This is a genomic window from Pseudoalteromonas sp. CnMc7-15 (genome assembly GCF_022347925.1).
GTDB classification, from domain to species: Bacteria; Pseudomonadota; Gammaproteobacteria; order Enterobacterales; family Alteromonadaceae; genus Pseudoalteromonas; species Pseudoalteromonas ruthenica.
The window spans coordinates 461,787-481,568 of record NZ_JAKRFT010000003.1 but is presented as its reverse complement, the minus strand read 5'-3'; the positions used below and the strand labels follow the sequence as shown (position 1 = coordinate 481,568).

Genomic DNA, 19,782 nt, shown 5'->3' with positions numbered 1-19,782 from the left:
TATTAGCATCGTCGTCGTCATCGCTCGCGCAAACAGCGCAGCCTACTCAGGCGCAGATGGAACAATTCAAAAAGTTACCTAAAGCGCAACAAGAGGCGCTGGCAAAGAAGTACGGTGTTGACCTGAAAGCTTTGCAAAGCCAAAGTGGTGAAGAGGAAGGTAATAGCGAAGAGTTTCCCAGTGTATTTCCTCGAACGGATGAAGACAAAGATAAGAAAAACCGTTTCGGTGAAGAAGACGAAGAACTGACCGAAGAGGAAAAGTTCAAACCAAAAGAAGATGAATTGGAGCCATTTGGTTACGAACTTTTTGCTGGTGAACCCACCTCCTTTATGCCTTCAGAGAATGCATTAGTTCCAGACACTTATCTTGTTGGCCCAGGTGATACGTTCAATATTTCTTTTTACGGAAAAGAAAGCACTAACGAAGAAGTCACCGTCGACAGAGAGGGCCGCCTTACTATTCCTAAGCTTGCGCCTATTAGCGTGGCTGGTATGCAGTTTGTCGAAGTAAAAGAATTAGTAAAAACTAAAGTTGAGCAAGAAATCATTGGCGCGCAAGCGTTTGTGTCTATGGGGCGTTTACGCAGTATGCGTGTACTCGTGCTAGGCGAGGCACATAAGCCGGGTGCTTACACGGTGCCTTCACTGGCTTCTATTACTCACGCACTGTTTGTCAGTGGTGGAGTCACTGAAATTGGTTCTCTTCGTAACATTCAGCTAAAACGAGCAGGGAAAAAAGTGACCACGTTAGACCTATACGATTTACTGGTCAGTGGCGACAGTTCGAATGACGCCATATTAAAGCCCGGTGATGTTGTATTTATTCCTCCTGTGGGAAAACAGGTTGCTGTTAGTGGACAGGTGCGCCGTCCTGCCATTTTTGAACTGAAAGATGGGGAAACAGCACGAGACCTCATAACTATGGCTGGTGGTTTGAAGGCTGATGCATTCCCTAAAAAAACCTTAGTAGAACGTTTTAAAGGCAACAGCTTTAAAACGGTTATTCAATTAGATTTAAGTGAATCTACAAATGATTATCAGCCAAAAGATGGCGATAAAATTAAGGTTCCTGAATCAAGTAATGAGCTAGAAAATGCCGTTACGCTCATGGGGGCCGTAACTTACCCTGGCAACTATGCATGGAAAAAAGGCGACAAAGTTACCCGTTTAATTGGTTCTTTGAAATCAGATCTGCTGCCTATTGCTGATTACGAATACGGATTAATCGTACGTGAGAAAAATATCAAGGGTGACATTGCCATCCATCAATTCTCACCTGCAAAAGCGCTTGAATCAGATCAGCGCCACAATCTTGAACTTAAGCCTCGAGATGTAATCGTTATCTTCAGCCGCTATCAAACCAAAGAGGATGAAAAGCGCGTACTTTCCTCCATGGCTTTGACTAAAGAGCAGCTTGAATTACAAGATAAGATGGAGTTATGGCAAGAGTATGAGAATAAGCAGTTTTATGATTTCATCGGTTTAGGTAACACGCTCGACAAAGAGCTTGCAGCGGCGGTTGCAAAGCAAGAAGAAGACAAAATAGATAGCCTAACCGCACTACTTCAAGGGCAGCAAAAAGAGATTCCAGAAGAGGACTACTCGGTATTTAGTCGAGAGCTGCTGTTGCGACCGATTATTTTAAAACTGAATCAACAGGCTTCTTATAATGACCAAGTAGCCATGTTTGGCATCAATGGAGAAGTACACTTTCCTGGTGTGTATCCTCTGCCTGTCAATGCAACGATGAAAACAGCCATTGCGGCTGCAGGTGGGTTAAAAGAGTCTGCATATCTGCAGCGAGCAGAGATAACGCGATTTGTAAAAGGTGAACAGGCCACGGTTGAACATGTTGATGTGAGTTTGTATGCAGCGCTCAATGGCGAAGAAACTTACCAAATTAACAGTAAAGACTCAGTTAATATTTTTCCAACACCTAACTGGCAAGATGACATCAGCGTACGCTTAGTTGGTGAAGTTAAATTTCCGGGCGTTTACACTATTAAGCGCGGCGAAACCCTGAATGATGTGTTAGGTCGTGCTGGCGGTTTTACCGAACACGCATTTCCTGAGGGTGCTATCTTCACCCGAGAGGCAATCCGCCTTCAAGAGCAACAACAGTTACGTAAGCTCTCAGAAGACTTACGTCGTGAAATGGCTTCACGTAGCTTCCAGAGCTCAGTCACTGACACATCGTTAAGTTATGAAGATATGGATAATTTATTGAAAGATTTGTCTGATGTTGATGCCCTTGGCCGCTTAGTTATTGATTTGCAGGCTATTGCAGATAACCGCTCCACCTTAGAAATGCGTGATAAAGATACCTTGTATATTCCAAGTGAGCGCAACACAGTGAGTGTGATTGGTGAAGTAAATGTTTCAACTTCTCACCTTTATCAGCCTGATGTGAGCGTAGAAGATTACATTAAGCGTAGCGGTGGTTTAAAACAGCGTGCAGATGACGAGAGAATTTATATCATCAAAGCGAACGGCGCAGTAGAGGTTCCGGAGCAAAGTAGCTGGTTCGCTGCTAATCGTTCTACTCAGTTAGAGCCAGGTGATACTATTGTTGTGCCTCTTAATGCCGAATACATAGATACACTCACGTTGTGGAGCACTGCGACACAGATCTTGTATCAAGTAGGTGTAGCCGTAGCAGCAATTGGTGCGCTGTAATATTGGACGAGGCAATCACAATATGTGGTTGCCTCTTTGAGGTTTAAAATATGGCTAGTCGCTTAAAAAACCTTATAAAGCGAGTTATTAACGCGGTGCAAAGCTGCGTTATACCCCTTTGTGCTCAGTCCGCCACGCTTTCAGCACTTTACTATTTTATCTTCAATCGTGGCTTTCAGTATGAGCAACAGGCAGTTTTAAAAGGGCAACTTCTATATCATCAACAAAAAGGTATTTTGGGCCGCTCTAGCCCACTTTTGAGAAGAAATATTCACCGCCTTGAGAAAGGGCTAGTAATGCGCCCCCGCAAACCCGTGTTTGCACTTGATTACTTAGTGCAAACTTTGGATGCGTATATTCTCGCACTACAGACAGCAGAAATGGATGAGTCGGAAATGCAGTGGGCCGAAGCCATTCTAAAGGAGTACTTTAGCGCTACAGATTCAAACCACCCAGCTATCGCTACGCAGAAAAAGCGCTTTGAGCAAGGTTTTACCGTTTCTAAAGCTTGTTTAGAGAAAGTGCCCTATCAAAGTGAGCAGCGTAAGGCGCACCGTGTGAAGTATGAAGAACTATTGGCATTAACACAGTCTCGACGCTCTACCCGATGGTTTGAGCAAACTAAGGTCGATAGAGCTCTCATAGAGCAAGCTATGACTGTCGCTCTGCAGGCACCAAGCGCCTGTAATCGTCAACCGTTTGAGTTTTATGTTATTGAAAACGAGTCATTAAAGCGTAAAGTTGCACAACTGCCGGGTGGAACTGCTGGTTTCGCAGATAATATAGCTAATTTGATAGCTGTAGTAGGTGATCTTTCTTATTATCCTCTTGAGCGTGACAGACACGTTATTTACATAGATTCTGCCTTGGCAAGTATGCAATTTATGTTAGCTCTTGAAACTCTTGGGCTTGCGTCTTGTCCTATCAATTGGCCTGAATTACACAAACAGGATAAAAAGGTGTCGGCTTTACTTGGATTGCCGCAACATAAACGAGTCGTTATGTTTATTGCCTTTGGCTATGCACAGGCTAGCGGCATGATTCCCTACTCAGATAAAAAGTCAGCAGAGCATGTGATTACTTACTTGTGATGTTAATAAAAAGAGTAATAAGCAACGCACTTGTCCTATATCGACACAAAATTGGTCGCTTGATATACTGCAGCGATAATGTTTTTACGGAGTTTGTTATGAGAAAACAAAAGGGTTTCAGCTTAATGGAGCTGATGATTGTATTAATTATTTTGGGCCTTTTGGGTTCTTTGGTTGCGCCAAAACTTTTCTCAAAAGTAGGCTCGTCAAAACAAAAAACAGCTGTCGCTCAAATGCAGATGTTTGAAACCGCTATTGACACTTATCGCCTTGATGTGGGGCGCGTGCCGCAAAGCCTTCAAGAGTTAAGACAAAGTGATGTTCCAGGTTGGGATGGACCATATCTTCCTAAAGCCATCCCGCTCGACCCATGGGGTAAAGAGTACGTTTATAATACACCTGGTGAAAATGGTATGCCTTACAGCATTATGAGTTATGGTTTAGATGGTCAGCCTGGCGGCGAGGATGAAAACGCGGACGTAATCCACAAATGATTCATTTGAACAAGCTACTTGTTGAGCAGTTTAATGTCAGCCAAGCGGACCTAGACAAAGCACTATCATACCAGTCGCGCTACGATGGTCGTGTCGAAAAAATCTTGGTAAATATGGGATGTTTAACTGAGGAAGAGCTTGCGCCTTTATATAGCGAGTTACTGGGTTATCCACTTTTCGATGAAGCTCAATTCCCCCAATGGCAAGTATCTGAGTCAGTGCCTTTTAGAGTCAATCAAGAGCTTAAAGCTTTGGATTGTCTATTGGTATCGGCAACAGAGACACAGTGGCAAATAGCTTGTTTAGACCCTTTAGACTTATCTTTAGCTGAATACCTTAACAATCACCCAGTGGAATTATCGCTAAGTGTTGCCACAGAGGCTCAGTTACAAACGTTCTTTTATGAAATAGAGAGTCAAACAAGCGACAGTTTAGATGACGACGAGTTAACAGGCGATGAAGAAGCTCGTTTAAGAGAGCTCGCGTCAGAAGCGCCTACAGTTAACTTATTAAACTCCCTTATTACCAAAGCGCTGGCGCGAAACGCGTCAGATATGCACCTGGAGCCTCACAAAGGGCGTTTTAGAGTCCGTTATCGCATTGATGGTGTGCTGCATGAAGTTGATACGCTAGCGCCAAAAATGCAATTACCAATCACAACGCGATTGAAAATTTTATCGGGGATGGACATCGCTGAGAAACGACGTCCTCAAGACGGTAAAATAGAACTTCGGATTGCAAACCAAGAGCTTGATATCAGGGTGTCCGCCTTACCACTCAATGAGGGTGAAAGCATTGTACTTCGCTTTCTGCGCAAGGATTCAATCCGTTACGACATGTCTGTGTTGGGACTTTCTCAAGATACTCAGGGCTTTATTCAGCAAGACCTTGCCAAAACTACCGGGGTTATATTGCTTACAGGGCCGACTGGTTCGGGTAAAACAACAACGCTTTATACTTTTTTAAATGAGCTGAACAACGAGGATGTTAAAATCATCACTCTTGAAGACCCTGTGGAGTACCAACTCGAAGGCGTTAACCAAGTTCAAGTTAACCCTGAAATTGGTTTCGATTTTGCTGCTGGGTTGCGCTCAATCGTGCGTCAAGATCCTGATATTATTATGGTTGGTGAGATTCGTGATGCTGAAACTGCGAGAATTGCATTACAATCCGCTCTTACCGGGCATTTAGTGTTTAGTACAGTGCATACCAACGATGCTGCAAGTGCCTACACGCGATTACTTGATTTAGGAGTTGAAGAGTTCTTACTCAATGCTGCATTAGTATCCGTAGTAGCACAGCGCTTAGCGCGACGTTTGTGTTCGCATTGCGCTCAGCCGCATCAAGACCCCAAAGCATTACTAGATAAATACCCTTTAAAAGATATTGCTGAAAAAGCCGGTATTTCAGAGTTAAAATTGATGCAGGCAAATGGCTGTGACCACTGTAATGGGACCGGTTTTAAAGGGCGTATAGCGGTGAATGAATATTTACGCTGTGACGATACAATAAAAACAATTCCTAAAAATGACCAGTTTATTCAAAAGGCACAGCAGCATAATAGCGATCTTGCGCGGCGAAACCTATTTGAGGACGGTCTATTTAAAGTGATCAATGGGGTGACAACCATTGATGAAGTGTTACGAGTCGCCGGCTAATGGAGTTTGAATATCACGCCATAGATAGTCATGGTGCGCGGCATCAGGGCACTCTCTCAGCCGCTAACAAAAATGAGGCGCAAAAGCAGCTTGTGAGTCAAGGGCTCACTCCAATAAAGTTAACGCCTATATCTTCAGGTTTTGATTTCAAGCAGCTTTTCTCACAAAGAGTGAACTTAGATCAGCTTGAATTTTTTACCAGTGAGCTTGCGTTGTTGCTAGAAAGCGGAGTGCGTGTTGATAAAGGAATTGAGATAATTCGTCAATCAAACGCCCACCCCGCGTTGAGCAGACTTTTAAGTCAAATTGCATCAGACCTTAAACGGGGCGCCTCATTAAGCGAAGCTTTTGCAAAACATGAAGCTTTATTTGGCCCGCTGTACATCAGCTTGCTGAAAATTGGTGAAACCTCGGGAAATTTACCTGAGGTGCTAGCTAGGCTCTCTGCCGATCTTAAATTCCAAAAGGATCTGAAATCTCAGATCTCGCAAGCCCTTACGTACCCTTCAGTTATTTTCTTCGTTTGTGTTATGGCAGTGTATTTTGTACTGACATTTATCGTGCCCAAAATGTCGGGGATCTTCACCGACCTGAGTCAAGCGCCTTGGTACACGCAAATGATAATCAACGTTAGTAATACCTTTGTCGATTACCAGAACTTAATTGTATTAGGGGTTATTGCGCTAATAGTTTTTGGTGTTTATGCGTTTAAGCGCCCCGAGGTAAAAAACTGGGCTTATGTAAAAGCTTCCCGGTTGCCTGGAGTGGGGGGGGTCATCCTCACCGCAGAACGAATCCGGTTCGCGCAATCCATGGCAATGATGCTAGAGGCAGGGCTACAACTAGATACAACACTAGCGCTCACAGCCGACACCCTCAAGCATGAAGAGTTGCGCCGCGATGCGAAGCAAGCACTGAAGCAGCTAAAGTCGGGTAAACAACTTAGTCAAGTGTTAGGGCAAACACGCATCTTTCCTGATTTTTTCCTATCCATAATCAAGGTGGGTGAAGAAACAGGGCGGTTACCTCGAGTGTTTACAGAAGTAGCCACCCGTAGCAAGGCTGATCTAGAGCATGTTATAAAGCGCCTAACAACCATGCTGGAGCCGATAATGTTGATTTTTATGGGGGGCTTTGTGGGGGGCATAGTCATTACGATGCTAATGAGTATGGTGTCAATTAATGATGTACCGTTCTAAAGTAGTTGGCTTTTCCCTCATTGAACTTATGGTCGTCATGGCCATTATGGCAGTGGTTATGGGGCTCACAGGAGGTTTAGTTAGCAAAAGTATCGACCAGCAAGAGCGGCTAGTTGAGGTCGAAAAAGTTCGTCAAATATTTCGCAGGTTAGGTCAAAAGGCTTATTTTTCAGGGCAGCAAGCAAGTGTTCGCCTGCAAGAGAATAGCATGCGCATTAGTGGTCCTGTTCAGGAAGATATTCGATTTGAACATTTAACCTTTGTTGCGAATGATTATGTGGTGAACACAAATACGCACGTGCAACCTCAGCAGTTTGGTGTTATTCAAGGCGAACACATCAAACGTTATAATTTGTTATCTCTGTTTGAGCCATATAATGACAACAAGTAGAGGGTTTACATTAATCGAAGTGCTGATTGCTGCAATTATTTTATTTTCAGCGATAGCATTAACTGCTCAGGTATACTCAGCAAGTACCTTATCTGCTCAAAAAGCGGCACGGACAGCGGAAATATATCAGTTTGCTGGAGTGGCGGTGGATCAGGTTAAACAGCAACTTAGAATGAACCCTCAAGCGCAGAACGCAGCCAGCAATGTCTCGGGTGAACTCGAGATAGGAGGAGTTCGTTTCCTTTGGCGAGCTCAATTAGTTAACAAGCTAGCACCACAAAGAGACTATGATGAAGCTTTCGATCCTCCAGAGAGGTTTTGGTTGTATCAAGTTGATCTTGAGGCTGAGCAACGTGGTTCTATTGGACGTTTTCAAGTAGTCGTATGGTAAGAAATAATAACGCCGGTTTCTCACTAATAGAGCTGATGATCGCTACCACCTTGTTATCAGTGGTAATGTTTAGCGGTTACTTCGCTTACAGTATGTACACAGAGCGATGGCAAAAGCGCACTGATACTTTCTGGGAGCTAAGTCAAAATGCGATGGCAACAGATATGATAAATAGAGCTTTACATTCTACAGCACCATTTATCGTTGCTGAAAACGCAGATCCAACTAAACCCCTAATGTTGTTTCAAGGGACACAGTCTCAGCTTACTTTTGTTTCTAACAGCCCCATCGGAAGCAGCGGTATAGCGCTTATTAATCTTCGCTTTCATCCAGAGACTCAAGTACTAAGTTATCGCGAAATCCCTTTAGACAAAGACATCTACACGACTTGGCCTTTAAAGGGGGTGAGTTGGTCTCAGCCAATACAGCTATTAGTAGGGTTAGATAGCTTCCAAGTAGATTACTATGGCTTTGAGAATCTAGCGCAGATGATAGAGCATGACGATCCTTCAGAGCTCACCTCTGAACCCATAAAGCCACAATGGTACGATGCACATAATCCCTTGGAACGCAGGGTTTTGCCACAGACGGTCAGGTTAACCTGGGAGCAAGAAGGTCAGCGTACCCAGCTACATTTTGAACTGCCTCGCGACTCAAGTGCAAGGTTATTTGCTTATATGAGGGTGGGTGCTTAGCATGAAGCAGCAGGGGATCGCGTTAGTACAGGTATTGATAATAAGTATCGTGCTGGCAACACTAGCACTATTTATTCAAACCACAGTACAACAACAGGTAGCAAGTGCCGCTCAAGTAAAAAATGCATTTGCTTTGAAGTTAGAACTTGAGCAAGCGCAAACAGACTTATTTGTAACCCTTCTCACTGAAAATATGTACCGCACAGCGCAGAGTGACAACCCAATTGTGAAGCGTTGGAATTTTTATTCCGAGCCTTTTAAATTATCAGATAATGTCACTGTTTCCATTCAAGATAAAGCATCACTGATCAATCTAAATTTTACTCCAGATGGGTTGTTTTCGCGTGCGCTTGAGCGCCTTGGAGTATCAGAAATTAATCGACGAAAAATTCAAGACTCTCTAGAAGATTGGAAAGATGAAGACGACTTAAAGCGTCTATATGGGCAAGAGAAGTCAGATATATCACCACGTAAGTTTGGCGTTCCTAGAAATGCTTACTTACAATCCGAGCAGGAGCTGCGTTATGTCGCTGGGGCGAATGAGATTCCTCCTGAGATACTAGAGCGTTATTTCACCACCGAGCTGATCACGTACTTTAACCCACGTAATGCACCTGAGTATTTATTGCAAATATTTACAAATGATGACAAGCTAGCTCGCCGTATCGCTGCGGAGCGAAAATCTCGACCGCTAACAACGAGTGAGTTTACTAAAGTTTCAGGAATTAATACTTCCGAGTACATTAGTTTTGCCACCAGTGGTCGTCTAAGGATAGAATTGAAAGCGCAATCTCAGGGGATCTCGCTTACAAAAAAGTTTGATGTGCGCTTTCAGCCTCGGCACCCCTATCGTGCAGTAATCATAACCAATAGTAGATGGAATCAAGGGTGAAAGTAGCTCACTTATTACAGTCTTCTTTTATTAGTAACAAGCTGGCTAAGTTGCTGTGTTATTTCAGTGAGCAGCCATGCAGTTTAGACGGTACCTTTTCACCATTGAATGAGGTAAAGCCCGTTGTTATTCTTGCCAAAAAACACTATCGCATTACCGAGCACCAATACCCGGCAACCAGTTTAGAAGACGCCAAGTCAATTGTTAAACTTCACAAAGAGCAACTTAATGGGCCTGTACAGGTGTCACTTGTAAAAAGTGCCTCAATTGACGGTTACAAGGCGACAGTTGTGAGTATCAACCCGCAGGTCCTCCCCCTGTTGCAGCGAGCTAAAGTTCTCATTCCGGAAACAAGGTTACTAGAGCGAGCGTTACCTTCTCCAAGCCTATACACATTAGAGACCCCCGCAGGCGAGCTTTATGTCAGTAATACCGAAAGCTTCAATAGCTCCTATGCAAATACGCTGCTGCCCACTGCTGAGCGCTTTGCACTAAGTGTGGGTATGAACAGCAGTGTCGAAGCACAAACAACAAGCCAACAGCAATTTGCGCAGTTGTTAACCGATGCATTATCGCAGCTCACATTCGCGCAGCTTTATCGTGTTATGATTATTCAAACAGGTGACACTGCGAATAAAACGGTTTTGCATGCACTGTATCTTGGACCCTTGCTCTGTGTCACCTTGTATTTAGGCCTCACCGTGGGCTGGCAGCTAATACAAATACACCTACACGAAACATCAGCTCAGGATAACCAAGCTCAGGCGAATACGGTGCTGCAGCAAAAGCGTGAGTTAGACCGTTATAATAGTGATATAGCGTTATTCAATGAACATGTAGCAAAAGCGCCATTGGTGCACCCTTACTGGCGTATACTTGATACCGCAATTGAGCAAAAAATGGTTATTCGCTATTTGCGCAAACCGCAAAATGTCATTTATATCCAAGGCAGCGCGCCCAATGCCACGGCTGTGCTCAGTGCTATTACTGCGCACCCTCTGGTGCAAGCTGCAAGCTTTGACGGCTCGATTCGTAACACAGGTCAAGGCGATAACTTTACCTTAGCCGTTACGCCGAAAGCGGAGGCTGAGCTGTGAAAGCACAACTTAATCAATATAAGCATTACCTTATCGTTATTGCTGCGTTGCTTGTCGCTACGTATGTGAGTGACCCGTTATGGCAATATCATCAGCAGTTGGCGCAAGAAGCACAGCTATCTGAGCGCCGTGCAAATAAGATAGCTGCGCTGTTAGATAATAGAGAACAGCTAGAGCAGCAGCTTGAAAGTGCAAAAGCTGCTCGCCAGCAGTTACTCCCTTATGTATATCATGGTAAACCACTTAGCGAGGTTAAACTTGATGTGCAAAAAAGTGTGCAAGCCGTTTTAAAAGCGTCACAATGCACTTTGGAAACGCTCAACTGGGAAGAACCTAACGAAGTAACGCCAAGGTTAAAGCAGCTACGCTTTACGGTAAACCTCAAAGGCGCGCCCCTATGCTTAGTGGCTATGACTCGAGGAATTGAAACGTTAATGCCAATTGTCCGTTATCAAGGCTATAGCTATGGTGGTAATAACTGGCAAGGAAAGCCAAATGAACGGGTGAATTCAGAAGCACGGTTAAGTACTTGGTACTTTGAGGAGGCGCTATGAAGCTCCTCGCAGCTATATTAAGTGCGCTCAGTGTGGCTACATTGGCTATCCCTTATTGGTTTAACAGTAATGAAGAAAGCGCCAATGATAAAGACTTAATGAGTGCTTTAGCGCTTGTAAAGCCACATACACCAGCAAAGAGCAAGAACAACTTAGAGCAGCGCTGGTTGGCTAACCAGCAGCAAGTAGAGCAACAAAAGCAGCAACAACAGCGCCAAGAGCAGCAACAGCAAAAACAAAAAGAGCAGGCTCACAGTGTGCTTTTTGAAGGTAAAGCACTGCGGTTATTCGGCATATTCAAACAGGCCGAGGGTTACTTTGTGTTAATCAAAACATCCGAAGGTAACTTGGTCAAAGTGGGTAAAGAGCAAGATATTGAACCCGGTATTTGGCTCAAGGCCATTTCCCAGCGCAGCGTTACCCTGGCAAGTGAACAAAGTGAGAAAGAATTTGAATTATTTAAACGGCGTAGCAATGAGACATCGAATTAAGCCCTGTGCGCTGCTTATTACCAGCGCCTTATTTATCAATGGTTGTGCATCCTTGGTCAATCCCAATGCGGGCAATCAGCCAGATACCGTCAGTGTAGAGCGTTCTTATTTAGAACGAGAAAAGAGAGAAACGAGCTCCGATACAGTAGCTGCAGTTGAACAGGATGAAAGTAGCTCCGAGTTAGTGCGACTAAAAAACCTAAAGGATACAGAGCAGGCATTAAAGCTGGAGATCGACCTCTCAAAGCGCTTTGGCGAAAAAAAGCAATACCAGCTCTCGGTTAATGCCTTACCCTTAAACGAGTTTATCCACTATACTTTAGGAGATCTTTTAGGAATTTCTTACCTAGTCGAGCCCAGCATTAAGGCTAAAAACAACCCAGTTACTTTGGAGTTAAAGGAAGCAATTTCTGCACAGAGAGTGTTTCAGTTGACTCAAGAGGTATTAGCTCAAAATGGTGCTAGCTTATCTTTAAGTGATGACATTTTTTATATTTATCCGCAAAGTAAAAAGAATAAATCCGAGTATGCTTTTGGTTTTGGTAGAAGCGTAGAATCGGTACCTCAGGTCAGTAGTGAAATAATTCAATTAGTGCCGCTAGAGTATGGGGTTTCAAGTGGTCTTAATGTGACGTTAAGAAGTTTGCTTGATGCTAAGCTGCATGTTGATTCAACCCAGAATATGGTAATCGTTGAAGGTAAAAGAACAGAGGTCCAACGAGCTATCAACATTATCCAGATGGTTGACAGCAAAGCCTTATATGACAAAGCTATGGCGATGATGAGCTTTAAGTATATTGCTACTGAAACTTTTGTGGAAAAGGCTCAACAGCTTTTAGAGCAAGAGGGTTATAGTGCAAAAAGTGGTGGTACTAATGCGCCGGTAGTTAATTTTATACCGATCGAGCACTTAGGCAAGCTGGTTGTTTTTTCTAATTCTGATAAGTTGATAGATCGGCTGGAGTATTGGCAAAAGCAATTAGATAAACCGGCAACCGGCTCTGAACAAAGCTTTTATATTTATCATCCACGCTACGCGCGAGCTTCTGATCTCGGTCAGTCACTGGCTCCTCTGTTAAGTGGTCAAAGCTTTTTTGGTGACTCACAAAGTACCCGCGAACAAAGCGAACAGCCCAGCGCCGTTGCCAGCGATAATCAAAATCGCGGCCAACAAAAAGCAACACAAACCATTCAGGGCGATGGTATTCGCCTGGTGGTGGATGAACGTGCCAACGCCCTTATTTTTTACTCTACCGGGCAGTACTACCAAGAGCTGCAACCCATTATTAAGCAGCTCGATATCATGCCTAAACAAGTCATGATGGAAGTAGTGATTGCGGAAGTAAAACTTACAGGCAGTTATGCCAAAGGTGTGGAGTACGCCATTAAAAGCGGTGCCAGCACAAGTGATCGCCAAGAAACATTCAGCTTTGATAACGAGGGCGGCTTTAGCTACTCCATTGTTGGCTTACCAGGCAACATTAATATTAATTTAAACCAAACGGATGGCCTGGTGAATGTGTTATCACGGCCTACTTTACTTGTGCGCGACGGTGTTGCTGCCAATATTAGCGTAGGTGATGATATTCCGACTATAGGCAGTACCACCACCGACCCAATCAGCGGTGATAGACAAACCACTGAAATCCAGTACCGTAAAACCGGGGTGGACTTAACCGTAACGCCAACAATAAACGCACAGGGCACAGTCATTATGACCATTGCCCAAAACATCTCCAGTGTTAATGATGGCCAAGGCGCCGGCGGCAACCCGGCTATATTCGAGCGTACCTTAAGTACTGAGGTGGTCGCCGGGGATGGACAAACTGTGATGCTTGGGGGGCTTATTAGCGAAACCTCAACGAACGGTTCAAACTCGGTGCCGGGACTGGGAGATATTCCGGTACTAGGGCATCTATTTAGAAGCGACAGTGGCAGTAGCGATAAAACCGAGTTAGTGGTACTGGTTACACCTAAAATTGTAAAAGATTTGCAAGATTGGCAGCGGGTGAAACAAAGCTTTATTCAAGGCTTGGAAAATCTTAAGTTTTAGCTTGAATTTAGCCCAAGAACGGGCTAGTTTAGCGAAGCAGAAAGTAACAGAGGGTTGAGTTTGTAAATGCCTTTACAAACCACTGTTACTCCTTTGTGACTTTGAACTATTACAATAAAACTGTCATATTAAGGTTTTAAGGTGAGATGCATAGCATTTCTGCTTAATTAACAGTGAATAATAAGTTGGCTGAAATCGCGTAAAATCTCGGCAAGATTACAATGTTTGCCTTGACATAACCCGCACTTAGCCTTAAATTTGCAATGATTCGGCAAAACTCCAGCCGATAAAAGAAGTAAATCTTGGTATATTGATTCATTACAATGTGCCAGTTTCATGAAACTAGGAGAATGGAAATAATGAAACTATTCAAAAAAGCGCTAGTAGCTACAGCTATCGTGGGTGCATTTGGCGCTCAAGCTGCAACAGTTAGCCAAGTGGCTGGTTCTGAAATTGAACTATCAGCTGAAGGTATTGCAGCAGGTAACACAGCTGATAACAACACTTTGAAATTTAATGTTGTTGTAACAGAAAACCACCCTTCAACAGCTAAAATCACTTTGACTTTTGATGGCTCTGTAGATTTAGACGACCTAGCAGCAGCAGCTGGTGGTGCAGTTACTAATAATCCAGCAGACGGTGAAGGTGTTTCTGGTGACATTACATTTGGTTATGGTACAGGTGGTTTCACATTCGATAATGTACAAATCGATACCACAACCGAAGGCGAGCACACTATCTCTTTCGTTGTTGCCACTGGTAACCCACTAACTGCTGATTCGTCATTCACTATCGAGCTAGGCGGTAACAAAGTAGATCTATCAGGTGCATCTACTCTATCTTACCAATCAGAAACAGCAGCTGGCGACGAAATTGAAACTGGTACCGGTGTACTAGCAAAAGAAGTAAACCAGCTTTCTTTCGCTGTTAAAACAGAGCTTGATGCAGTAATCAACCGTACTGACAACACTGTTTACACTGATACTACAGAAACAGATAGCCTAGTAGTTACTGTAACAAATGACGAGTCGCTACTAGCTGCTCTAGCAGCACCAACCTACTCTCTAAAGCTAGAAGGTAACTTTGAAGGCGTAGTAGCTGCAGCCGGTGCTGGTGATGAAGCGGTAGTTGACACTGTTGGTGGTGCTGGTCAAACGATCGCAACTATCAATGGCGACGAAGATGAAATCACTATCCCACTTGCAAACACTGATGCAAACACTGATGGTACAGATTCAGATGTAACTGTTGCATTTGATCATGCTGGTACTGCTATCCCAGTAACTGGCGATGTTGATGTAACATTTAGTGTTTCTTCAGCTGACCTTTCTAGCGACCTTGTTTACTTAGGTGAAGGTGGTGAGTGGAAGCTTGATGCAACTGTTATCAACATTCCTTACTTCCCAGTTGGTTTTGAAGGTCTTGACACTTCAGTTCATTTTGCTAACGAGTCAAACAAAGCTGCTGACGTAATCATCACTGCAATCGATGATTCTGGTAACGAGTACACTTCTGAAGCATCTACTCTAGAGCTAGATGCTGGTACAGTTACTAAGTACCGTCAGGACCAGCTTCAGTCTTGGTTGAAAGACGAAGACGGTAACCCAGTAGCTGACAAAACTAAGCTAAGCGTTACTTTCAACATCGACGCTGATGACGGCGACGTAAATGCTTACGCATTCAGCAATGCGAAAGCAGCTGGCGCACGTCAGTCTCTAGTGACTTCACAGCAAAAAGGTAAGTAATTAGCTTTTGCTAATTGATACTTTTAAAAGCCCAGCATATGCTGGGCTTTTTTATGGCTGAAATTCAGGAGAGGTAATGCGATTAGCGTCAATGATTTTATGTGCCAGTGCACTGCTGGCAAGCAGCGAAGGCTTTGCAAGTAATAGTGAGCACTGCGCTATTACTATCGCCTTTAAAGGCCAAGCCCAAAGCCGCAGTCAGCAAGCTCAGTTAAGCCCTAAGGTGACATTGGAGCTCAAACAATGGGTGGATACTCACTCAGTTAAAGGAGTGAAAGTCGCCAGCAATGTGATCTGCCAACATTTAGATGGGCAAGCTTATACCGGCAGCCAGCAAGAGTGGCAAGCATTTATTGACCGGGGGATTAAAGGGTTACTAAAAGCAGGTTTTAAGGATATGCAGTTTACCCGGGTGGGCAGTGATGCTGAGCTCTATCAGGGACCACATAAAAGCTTAGAGTATATATATCGCGGCACTAAAGATGACAACCGCCAACATATTTACAACTTAGCCGTATTAAATAAAGCAACCAATGAATTGGTCACGCTATCGGTTAGCGGCAATGAAGCCGCTAATGAAAGCGTGTATCAAGAGTTTAAGCGTTTGGTTGACTCCTTCAGCTTTTAATTCGAAAAAGGCAGCCAAGCGCTGCCTTTAATCTTGACTACCGTTAAGTACCTCAAGAACTTGTCGCCACATAGCCTCGCTTTGCTGTTTATATTGCTCGGCATTGGCCGTTAACTGGGCTTGAGTGAGAGCGGGTGGGTGAGTTAACAGCCCAAGTTGTTGGCGAATGTAATCTGGTGTTTTATTGGGGGCTAATAAGTACTCGCTACAGCCATATTCAGCAAAAAGCTCTTGATACTTGTGACTCCACCCGGTTGCTAAGCAAGGGACTCCTTGGCTGAGTGCACTGACGCAACCGTGGAATCGGGAACAGATAACAGCGCGTGCATCGCCGATATGGCGCTTAACGGCTATGGCTGAGTTGGGAGTAATCACCTCGACGTTACCTATTTGCTTAGCCAGTTGCTGGCACAATGCTTTATCTTCACGGCCACTATGGTTAAGCACTGCCACCTCTTCACCCATGCCAACCAAGGCGCTACCAAGTTTGCTTAATAAGGGTTGATAGGTGGCTTGCCAACGTGTATCGCTATTTTTTTCACTGAGCATTTTACTATTCGGGATAATTAAGAACCGTCCCTTGGTGGTTGCTTCGCTTGTGTCAGCGGCGAGTAAATTAGTGAAATCAGGTGCGAGGAATAAGTGTTGGGCATCTTTTCCGACAAGCTGTTGCACATAACCAAGGGAAGTATGCTCGCGTGCGAAAATTAACCGGGCCTGGCTAAATGCTTGTTTAGCGGCATGCTGGTTTTTCTTACGAGTAAATGGCCCGAGGGATTGCGGCAAAAAAATATAGGGAATTCCACGGCGCTTAAGACGCGTGCATTCTTTAGCTGTTTGCGCTAATACGATATCATTGCCCTGATCGCCATAGCTAAGCCCAGATGCGTCGAGCACTGCATCAAGGTCGGCTTCATATACCGTGTTATGGTGTTGGCGTAAATAGTGCCGAACAACTGCTGGAATGAGTGAAGAGAGCGAGTTCAGATCGAACAGTCTCTTTCTTATATGTCGGCGCACAAGGTAGCCTTGTGCTTGTATTTGTTTAGCACTGGCGTTGTTTGATGGGGCGATGGCGATTTTTGCATTAGGTAGATGCTGTGCCAGCGTTTTTTTTACTGCAGCAAGCATCAACTCGGCGCCTTTGTTGGTGAATTGCACACCTTTTACTTCGATGATCATGTCATTAAGAATACGATTCGGTAGGTGAGTGCAGATTACTAGAGATAGGCAGCCCTAAGCAAGATTAGGGGCTTAGCTGAGTGAAATAATATGGATAATACTAATTGAGCCACTTCAGTGCGTTAAAAAATAGCTTAACACTCATATTCGACCGGTTCTTTTTGATGGCTTTAACGTTTACCAGCAATGTTGTCATCGCACGGATAGGGGGCGTTGAGTTATTTGGCCAATACAGCATGTTACTAGCTTATGTAACGCTGTTCTCGCCTTTATGTATCTTTGGTCTCAATAATATTGCTACCCATGCCTTTTTGAAATACCCGGCGCGCAGTCATCTTTATATGCGTGCCGCAATTCGCATACGCTTGTTTGGGGCGCTACTTTCTGTGCTGATAGGCACCGTGCTGAGTCTTTTTTTATTTCCTGAGTATTCACTCATAGTGATCGCCCTGTTGGCGGCGCAGGCCTTTACCTGCGCATATGTGATCGAATTTTATTTTATTGCTAAGGAGCAGGCAAAAGTTCCTGCAAGAACTCGGCTTGTGGTGCTCTCGCTGCTAAGCGCTGTGAAAATAGCGGCCGTTTTTATATTTGCAGATGTATGGTTACTGCTAGCTATTACCGCCGTAGAGTTTGTTGCGGTGGCCAGTGTTTTTTACTGGTTATACGCCAAAGAGCGAAAAGAGCATCGTTTAGTGCCTCGCGATCGCAAGGTGCCAAAAAAGCTCTATGTGGTTTTTCTGTCACGCTCAAAATGGTTACTACTTAGTGGCCTTGCAGCCATAATTTACCTAAAAATTGATCAAGTTATGCTAGGGCTGATGGGGGATGAAACCAGCGTTGCTTTGTATGCTGCTGCGATTAAGCTATCAGAGTTTTGGTTTGTATTGCCTGTTTTAGCTGTAAATGGTTTGTCCAGTTTGATTTTCAGGGCTAAAAAGCGCGGAGAAGAGCACTTTAATCAACTATTGCAGCGTATTTTAGGGCTCTTTTTTGTGTTGAGTGTCGCTATTGTACTAATAACCGTGATAAGCAGTGATTTATTAATTGAATTACTTTTTGGTGAGCAGTTTGCGCTTTCAGCGAGCATTTTACAAATCCATATTATCTCGGTATTTTTTGTCTTTATTAGGGCAGTCTTCTCAAAATGGCTTATTTACAAAAACTTGTTAGCCTTTAGCCTTGCAAGTCATTTGCTTGGCGCTGTTACCAATGTGCTGCTCAATCTCTATTTGATCCCCCACTATGGTGCGTTAGGAGCTGCTTGGGCAACCGTGTTAGCCTATGCTGTATCCGGTTACTTTGCGCTGTGGTTCTTTTCTGATACTCGACCTTTCGCCAAGCTTGCCTTTGTAAGTCTTATTGGTGCTCCTTCGAGCTTGAAAATGGTAATTAAGAAAAAGCATTTCAATGATTAAAAAATATTTAAAAAAAGCCCTTATAAAAGGCATTCACAGCTGTGGATATGATGCCCAGTTTCAGAAAATAGCGACAACTGGTAGAACAGATAGCAAAGGAATGGCCTTTTTACACGTCCCTAAAAGTGGTGGATTAACGATCGATAGGGCGCTACGTTCCGCGTTTGCTTCTGCTGGGTCGATGCGTATAGACCGTAATGCGGTCATTCGCTCTTCTATGGTGGGCTACGCAAAGCAACTAGATGGTTCTTTGGATGAAGGCGCAAAGTTCAGTGATTATCACGCCTCGCAACTTCCCGTGTTAATGTCTTACAGTATGTATCGTGCGACCCCTTTTATCAGTGGGCACTTGGCAGTCAATGCACGACTTCTTGAAGAATATGATTCATCTTATGACTTTATCACTGTGCTGAGAGAGCCAGTCGCACGATTTAAGTCTAACTATATATTTAACAGGTTAACTAACCAGTTACCTGTTATGCACCCTGTGGCCAACAATGATACTGACAACCTGATTTCAGAAGCGCGTGCCATATTAGAGCATCGAAGAGGGTGGCAGCTAGCGAATACCAGCACCATGTGCTTAACCGGTCGCTACCCTAAAGATAAAGCTGACGCGCAGGCGATGCGTGACGAAGTTTTACACAACAGTGACCGATTTAGTGTGATAGGGTTTTTGGATGATTTACCTGGCTTTTCGAAATTACTGTGTGAGCAGTACGGTAAAGAAATAACGTTCGAGTCCCGTAATCAAACGCAAGACCTGGCGAGCCCAAAAAATCAAAAAGTGATTGATGTTTTAAAAGACTTTTTTAGTAACCAAAATGTTATCAATCAGGTCACGGAGCTGTGCTCTGTAGAGCGTGAAAACTATGAAAGAATCTTGTCAAAGAGACGAACCTGAAGATTTGTGCTTGCTTAAATGTTATATTATGTAATGTTTTGATGGGTAGATTGTAACTAAGTACCTTGGTTCTGCGCTAGATATCGAGGTGTAGCCCTATTTTACGGTTTTTATTTTACCAAGCTTAGCCTATAATTACCGCGCATTCTGGCGTGTGCTTTGGTATGTCTGCCTGAAAATGCTTTTTCTCGTTTTTTTATAGCAGGGTTAATACATCTTAA

Annotated in this window: 18 protein-coding genes; 17 read left to right on the top strand and 1 reads right to left on the bottom strand. The window is 43.9% G+C overall.

The window, feature by feature from the left end; all coding sequences use genetic code 11:
- Positions 1-56 precede the first annotated feature (56 nt).
- The 15 genes from MHM95_RS09500 to MHM95_RS09430 all read left to right on the top strand — a co-directional run bounded on the left by MHM95_RS09500 (position 57) and on the right by MHM95_RS09430 (position 16,057).
- Positions 57-2,678, top strand: coding sequence for an SLBB domain-containing protein (locus MHM95_RS09500; RefSeq protein WP_239385234.1), 2,622 nt, complete (start codon positions 57-59; stop codon positions 2,676-2,678).
- Positions 2,679-2,974: 296 nt separating this feature from the next.
- Positions 2,975-3,769 carry a nitroreductase family protein gene (locus MHM95_RS09495; protein ID WP_239385132.1) on the top strand — a complete coding sequence of 265 codons (795 nt, stop codon included), beginning with the start codon at positions 2,975-2,977 and terminating at the stop codon, positions 3,767-3,769.
- Positions 3,770-3,867: 98 nt separating this feature from the next.
- Complete coding sequence (gene gspG, locus MHM95_RS09490; RefSeq protein ID WP_239385131.1) at positions 3,868-4,263, top strand: type II secretion system major pseudopilin GspG; 396 nt, start codon at positions 3,868-3,870, stop codon at positions 4,261-4,263.
- Positions 4,260-5,921 carry a GspE/PulE family protein gene (locus MHM95_RS09485; RefSeq protein WP_239385130.1) on the top strand — a complete coding sequence of 554 codons (1,662 nt, stop codon included), beginning with the start codon at positions 4,260-4,262 and terminating at the stop codon, positions 5,919-5,921. The genes gspG and MHM95_RS09485 overlap by 4 nt, the downstream gene beginning before the upstream one ends.
- Positions 5,921-7,120, top strand: a complete 1,200-nt coding sequence (locus MHM95_RS09480) for a type II secretion system F family protein (protein ID WP_275441940.1) — start codon at positions 5,921-5,923, stop codon at positions 7,118-7,120. Before MHM95_RS09485 ends, MHM95_RS09480 begins: the two co-directional genes overlap by 1 nt.
- Positions 7,107-7,511 carry a type II secretion system protein gene (locus MHM95_RS09475; RefSeq protein ID WP_239385128.1) on the top strand — a complete coding sequence of 135 codons (405 nt, stop codon included), beginning with the start codon at positions 7,107-7,109 and terminating at the stop codon, positions 7,509-7,511. The genes MHM95_RS09480 and MHM95_RS09475 overlap by 14 nt, the downstream gene beginning before the upstream one ends.
- Positions 7,498-7,902 (top strand): prepilin-type N-terminal cleavage/methylation domain-containing protein, encoded by a 405-nt coding sequence (locus MHM95_RS09470; protein WP_239385127.1) that lies wholly within the window; start codon positions 7,498-7,500, stop codon positions 7,900-7,902. The genes MHM95_RS09475 and MHM95_RS09470 overlap by 14 nt, the downstream gene beginning before the upstream one ends.
- A complete protein-coding gene (locus MHM95_RS09465; RefSeq protein WP_239385126.1) occupies positions 7,896-8,597 on the top strand; it encodes a prepilin-type N-terminal cleavage/methylation domain-containing protein in 702 nt (233 codons plus the stop codon). The genes MHM95_RS09470 and MHM95_RS09465 overlap by 7 nt, the downstream gene beginning before the upstream one ends.
- 1 nt (position 8,598) lies before the next feature.
- On the top strand, positions 8,599-9,489 hold the full coding sequence (locus MHM95_RS09460; RefSeq protein ID WP_239385125.1) for a type II secretion system protein GspK: 891 nt from the start codon (positions 8,599-8,601) through the stop codon (positions 9,487-9,489).
- A complete protein-coding gene (locus MHM95_RS09455; RefSeq protein ID WP_239385124.1) occupies positions 9,486-10,586 on the top strand; it encodes a hypothetical protein in 1,101 nt (366 codons plus the stop codon). Before MHM95_RS09460 ends, MHM95_RS09455 begins: the two co-directional genes overlap by 4 nt.
- Positions 10,583-11,140 carry a hypothetical protein gene (locus MHM95_RS09450; RefSeq protein WP_239385123.1) on the top strand — a complete coding sequence of 186 codons (558 nt, stop codon included), beginning with the start codon at positions 10,583-10,585 and terminating at the stop codon, positions 11,138-11,140. Before MHM95_RS09455 ends, MHM95_RS09450 begins: the two co-directional genes overlap by 4 nt.
- Positions 11,137-11,631, top strand: a complete 495-nt coding sequence (locus MHM95_RS09445; RefSeq protein ID WP_239385122.1) for a hypothetical protein — start codon at positions 11,137-11,139, stop codon at positions 11,629-11,631. The genes MHM95_RS09450 and MHM95_RS09445 overlap by 4 nt, the downstream gene beginning before the upstream one ends.
- Positions 11,615-13,684, top strand: a complete 2,070-nt coding sequence (locus MHM95_RS09440; protein WP_239385121.1) for a secretin N-terminal domain-containing protein — start codon at positions 11,615-11,617, stop codon at positions 13,682-13,684. Before MHM95_RS09445 ends, MHM95_RS09440 begins: the two co-directional genes overlap by 17 nt.
- A gap of 359 nt (positions 13,685-14,043) precedes the next feature.
- Positions 14,044-15,429 carry a hypothetical protein gene (locus MHM95_RS09435; protein WP_239385120.1) on the top strand — a complete coding sequence of 462 codons (1,386 nt, stop codon included), beginning with the start codon at positions 14,044-14,046 and terminating at the stop codon, positions 15,427-15,429.
- A 76-nt stretch (positions 15,430-15,505) separates the two neighbouring features.
- A complete protein-coding gene (locus tag MHM95_RS09430; RefSeq protein ID WP_239385119.1) occupies positions 15,506-16,057 on the top strand; it encodes a hypothetical protein in 552 nt (183 codons plus the stop codon).
- 27 nt (positions 16,058-16,084) lie between these two features.
- Here the strand turns inward: MHM95_RS09430 and MHM95_RS09425 are convergent, their stop codons facing one another.
- Positions 16,085-17,239, bottom strand: coding sequence for a polysaccharide pyruvyl transferase family protein (locus MHM95_RS09425; RefSeq protein WP_239385118.1), 1,155 nt, complete (start codon positions 17,237-17,239; stop codon positions 16,085-16,087).
- Positions 17,240-17,343: 104 nt separating this feature from the next.
- On the opposite strand from MHM95_RS09425, the gene MHM95_RS09420 reads away from it, so the two are divergent.
- Complete coding sequence (locus MHM95_RS09420) at positions 17,344-18,657, top strand: flippase (RefSeq protein WP_275441939.1); 1,314 nt, start codon at positions 17,344-17,346, stop codon at positions 18,655-18,657.
- A 100-nt stretch (positions 18,658-18,757) separates the two neighbouring features.
- Positions 18,758-19,561, top strand: coding sequence for a hypothetical protein (locus tag MHM95_RS09415; protein ID WP_239385116.1), 804 nt, complete (start codon positions 18,758-18,760; stop codon positions 19,559-19,561).
- Positions 19,562-19,782 lie beyond the last annotated feature (221 nt).

Coding starts and splice junctions, on each gene's coding strand:
- MHM95_RS09500 (WP_239385234.1), top strand. CDS start 57: ATGGAACAATTCAAAAAGTTACCTAAAGCGCAACAAGAGGCGCTGGCA.
- MHM95_RS09495 (WP_239385132.1), top strand. CDS start 2,975: ATGCGCCCCCGCAAACCCGTGTTTGCACTTGATTACTTAGTGCAAACT.
- gspG (WP_239385131.1), top strand. CDS start 3,868: ATGAGAAAACAAAAGGGTTTCAGCTTAATGGAGCTGATGATTGTATTA.
- MHM95_RS09485 (WP_239385130.1), top strand. CDS start 4,260: ATGATTCATTTGAACAAGCTACTTGTTGAGCAGTTTAATGTCAGCCAA.
- MHM95_RS09480 (WP_275441940.1), top strand. CDS start 5,921: ATGGAGTTTGAATATCACGCCATAGATAGTCATGGTGCGCGGCATCAG.
- MHM95_RS09475 (WP_239385128.1), top strand. CDS start 7,107: ATGTACCGTTCTAAAGTAGTTGGCTTTTCCCTCATTGAACTTATGGTC.
- MHM95_RS09470 (WP_239385127.1), top strand. CDS start 7,498: ATGACAACAAGTAGAGGGTTTACATTAATCGAAGTGCTGATTGCTGCA.
- MHM95_RS09465 (WP_239385126.1), top strand. CDS start 7,896: ATGGTAAGAAATAATAACGCCGGTTTCTCACTAATAGAGCTGATGATC.
- MHM95_RS09460 (WP_239385125.1), top strand. CDS start 8,599: ATGAAGCAGCAGGGGATCGCGTTAGTACAGGTATTGATAATAAGTATC.
- MHM95_RS09445 (WP_239385122.1), top strand. CDS start 11,137: ATGAAGCTCCTCGCAGCTATATTAAGTGCGCTCAGTGTGGCTACATTG.
- MHM95_RS09440 (WP_239385121.1), top strand. CDS start 11,615: ATGAGACATCGAATTAAGCCCTGTGCGCTGCTTATTACCAGCGCCTTA.
- MHM95_RS09435 (WP_239385120.1), top strand. CDS start 14,044: ATGAAACTATTCAAAAAAGCGCTAGTAGCTACAGCTATCGTGGGTGCA.
- MHM95_RS09430 (WP_239385119.1), top strand. CDS start 15,506: ATGCGATTAGCGTCAATGATTTTATGTGCCAGTGCACTGCTGGCAAGC.
- MHM95_RS09425 (WP_239385118.1), bottom strand. CDS start 17,239: ATGATCATCGAAGTAAAAGGTGTGCAATTCACCAACAAAGGCGCCGAG.
- MHM95_RS09415 (WP_239385116.1), top strand. CDS start 18,758: ATGGCCTTTTTACACGTCCCTAAAAGTGGTGGATTAACGATCGATAGG.